The following is a 3239-nucleotide window of genomic DNA, read 5'->3' on the forward strand; positions in this document are numbered from 1 at the left end:
AGTGGCTGCGCAAGAACGCGCAGTTCAGCTGGAGGGTGACGGTCGCGGACAACGCGAGCACAGACGACACGCTGGCCATCGCGCGCAAGATGAGCGACCAGGACCCCATCCACGTGGGCGCAATCCATCTGGACGAGAAGGGCCGCGGCCGCGCCCTCAAGCGCGTCTGGCTCGCGTCCGACGCACGGGTCGTGGCGTACATGGACGTCGACCTATCGACCGACCTGGACGCGATTCCCGCGCTGGTCACGCCGCTGCTCGCAGGCTCCGCGGACGTCGCCTACGGCAGCAGGCTCTCGCGCGGGTCCCACACCACGCGCTGTCTCAAGCGCGAGTTCATATCGCGCTGCTACAACCTGCTGCTCAACCTTGCGTTTTCCTACCACGTTGCCGACGCGCAGTGCGGCTTCAAGGCGATGCGCGCGCAGGCAGCCCGCGCCTTCCTTCCCATCGTGCAGGACAACGAGTGGTTCTTCGACACGGAGCTGCTCGTCGTCTCCCGGCAGGCGAGCCTGACCCTGCGAGAGGTGCCCGTCACCTGGGTCGAGGACACCAACACCACAGTCGACATCCCCAAGACCGTGCGCCAGGACCTCGCGGGCATCAGGCGCTTGCGCGCCGCGATCCGCACGCACAGGCTCGACACCCAGATCGCCTCCGTGCAACCCCGGGCGGCGCACAGCCGGAACGCACGCGACGCAGCCTCGTGGCAGGACGCGGCGCAGGCGCGGCAGATGGTCGCGCTGCACCCCTGCGGACGGGGGCACGCATGATCCTTGCCGGCAAACGTCTGCCCAGGCGGTCGCGGGGCGAGCTCTTCTCGCTCGCCCTACTCCTTAGTGCCACGGCGCTGCTGTACCTGGTGGGGCTCTCCAGGTCTGGCTACGCCAACGAGTTCTACTCCGCGGCGGCCCAGGCGGGCTCCACCAACTGGTGGTCGTTCCTGTGGGGCTCGTCCGACGCCGGCAACTCCATCACGGTGGACAAGCCGCCCGCCGCAATTTGGCCCATGGCGCTCGCGGTCAGGATCTTTGGCCTGTCAAGCTGGTCGATCCTGGTTCCGCAGGCCATCATGGGCGTGCTGTGCGTCTGGCTGCTGTACGCCACGGTGCGCAGGCAGTTTGGCCACTGGGCCGGCATCCTCGCGGGCGCGGCACTCGCGACCACGCCCGTGGCGTGCCTCATGTTCCGCTTCAACAACCCCGACGCCCTGCTCATGCTGCTGCTTGTCTGCTGCGTGCACTGCGTGCTGCGCGCGCTGGAGTACGAGCCCACGGCCGCCGGCAACCGCAGCCGCACCGCGTGGATGGCGCTCGCGGGCGTGGCGTGCGGGTTCGCCTTCCTCACCAAGCAGCTTCAGGCGTTCCTGATCCTGCCGGGGCTTGCGGTTGCCTTCCTGCTCGCAAGCCCCACGGGCTGGCGCAGGCGACTGCTCGACAGCGCTGCCGCCGTGGGTGCGCTCGTGGTGAGCGCCGGCTGGTGGGTGGCGCTCACCGTGCTGGTGCCCGCGAGCATGCGCCCGTACATCGGCGGCTCGCAGACCAACTCCTTTATCGAGCTCACCTTCAGCTACAACGGCCTGGGCCGCATCACCGGCTCCATGGAGGGCGCCGTGGTCGCGGGAGGCGCCGGCGGCTATGGCGGCTCCACCACCACGACCATCGCCACGGGACAGTCGGGCATGTGGGGCCAGACCGGCATCACGCGCCTGTTCGACGGCGTGTGGGGCACGCAGTGGTCGTGGCTCGCGCCCGTGGCGCTCGCGGGCATCGTGGTCGCGCTCGTCTGCCTGGCCAAGGCGCCCCGCACGAGCGTGCGACGCGCCCAGGTGATCGCCTGGGTCGGCTGGCTCCTGGTCACGGGTGCCATCTTCAGCTTCATGGGGGGCACCATCCACCAGTACTACACCGTGGCCCTTGCGCCCGCGACGGCGGCGCTTGCGGCAATCTGCGTGTTCTACCTGGTCAAATGCAGGAGCCTTGCATGGGCGCGGGTCATGGGCATCGTGCTCGCGCTCGCGTGCGGCATCTGGGCCGTGGTGCTGCTCGAGCGCTCCGACTGGATCTGGGCGCTGCGCCCGATCGCCCTCGGGCTGGCCGTAGCTTCCGCCATCCTGCAGGCCGTCGCCTGGCGCAGGGCAGGTACCACCACCGCGGCGGCGACCGTCGTACCCATCCCCGCGGGCGAGAAGGACGAGCCCGCTCGGCAGGAACCCGCAAGCGAGCAGGCGGCCCTGCCCGCCCGACACCTGGCCATCCAACCTGCAGGCATGACCAGGCTCGAGTCCATGGCCCTGGCGCTCGCCATCCTCTCTGCCGCCGTGGGACCCGTGAGCTACAGCCTCTACACCGCAGCCACGGCGCACACCGGCTCCATCGTGACGGCCGGCCCCAGCGTGAGCGGAGACTCCACCATGGGCGGCGGACAGGGCGGCCCGGGCGGCGGCAATGGCATGGGCGGCCAGGGCGGCGCGCCCGGCACGTCCGCCGGCAGCCAGACGACAGGCATGCCCCAGGCGCCCACCGGCAGCTCGGGCGCGCAGTCTACCAGCTCAAACGTCGGGACCGGCACCAGTACAGGCACCAGTACGGGCTCGACCGGCATGCAGCCGCCAAGCGTAACTGGCAGCGGCTCCGGCACCATGGGCGGCCCCGGAGGCTCCGGCGGCGCGAGCGGGTCCGCCACCACCGGCGGCCAGGGCGGCACCCCGCCCAGCGGCACGGCCGGCGGTCCCGGCGCGGGCACGGGATATGGCTCTGGCGGCATGGGCGGTCTTCTCGGCGGCTCGTCGGGCTCCGTCTCGTCCAAGCTCGCCAAGCTGCTCAAGGCCAACTCGGGCAAGTACCGCTGGGTCGCCGCGACCACGGGCTCGCAGAACGCCGCAAGCTACCAACTCGCGACTGAGTGCCCGGTCATGCCCATCGGCGGCTTCAACGGAAGCGACCCCTCGCCCACGCTCGCGCAGTTCAAGAAGTGGGTCAAGCAAGGCCTTGTCCACTACTACATCGCGAGCGGCGGTACGGGCGGCACGCAGATCGGCGGCTCGGACGCCTCGAGCCAGATAGAGTCCTGGGTGAAGGAGAACTTCGAGTCCAAAACGGTCGACGGCGTAACGGTGTACGACCTCACCAAGCAGAGCTCGTAGCCTGGCAGCAGGCTCCTCCTGGCACCGCAGGGCATACGACCAACAAGAGCGGGGCGACCGTCCGGACGGGCGGCCGCCCCGTTCGCGTCTCGCC

The 3239-nt window shown here is 70.3% G+C and carries 2 protein-coding genes; both read left to right on the forward strand.

From position 1 onward, the window contains the following. The coding region (locus tag ACI38Z_RS04515) for a glycosyltransferase (RefSeq protein WP_439788993.1) at positions 1-773 on the forward strand (773 nt) is incomplete at its 5' end. Next, positions 770-3145 (forward strand): ArnT family glycosyltransferase, encoded by a 2376-nt coding sequence (locus ACI38Z_RS04520; RefSeq protein ID WP_439788994.1) that lies wholly within the window; start codon positions 770-772, stop codon positions 3143-3145. The genes ACI38Z_RS04515 and ACI38Z_RS04520, both read left to right, overlap by 4 nt. Positions 3146-3239: the final 94 nt, after the last annotated feature.

This window comes from Parafannyhessea sp., assembly GCF_051876455.1.
Taxonomy (GTDB): domain Bacteria; phylum Actinomycetota; class Coriobacteriia; order Coriobacteriales; family Atopobiaceae; genus Parafannyhessea.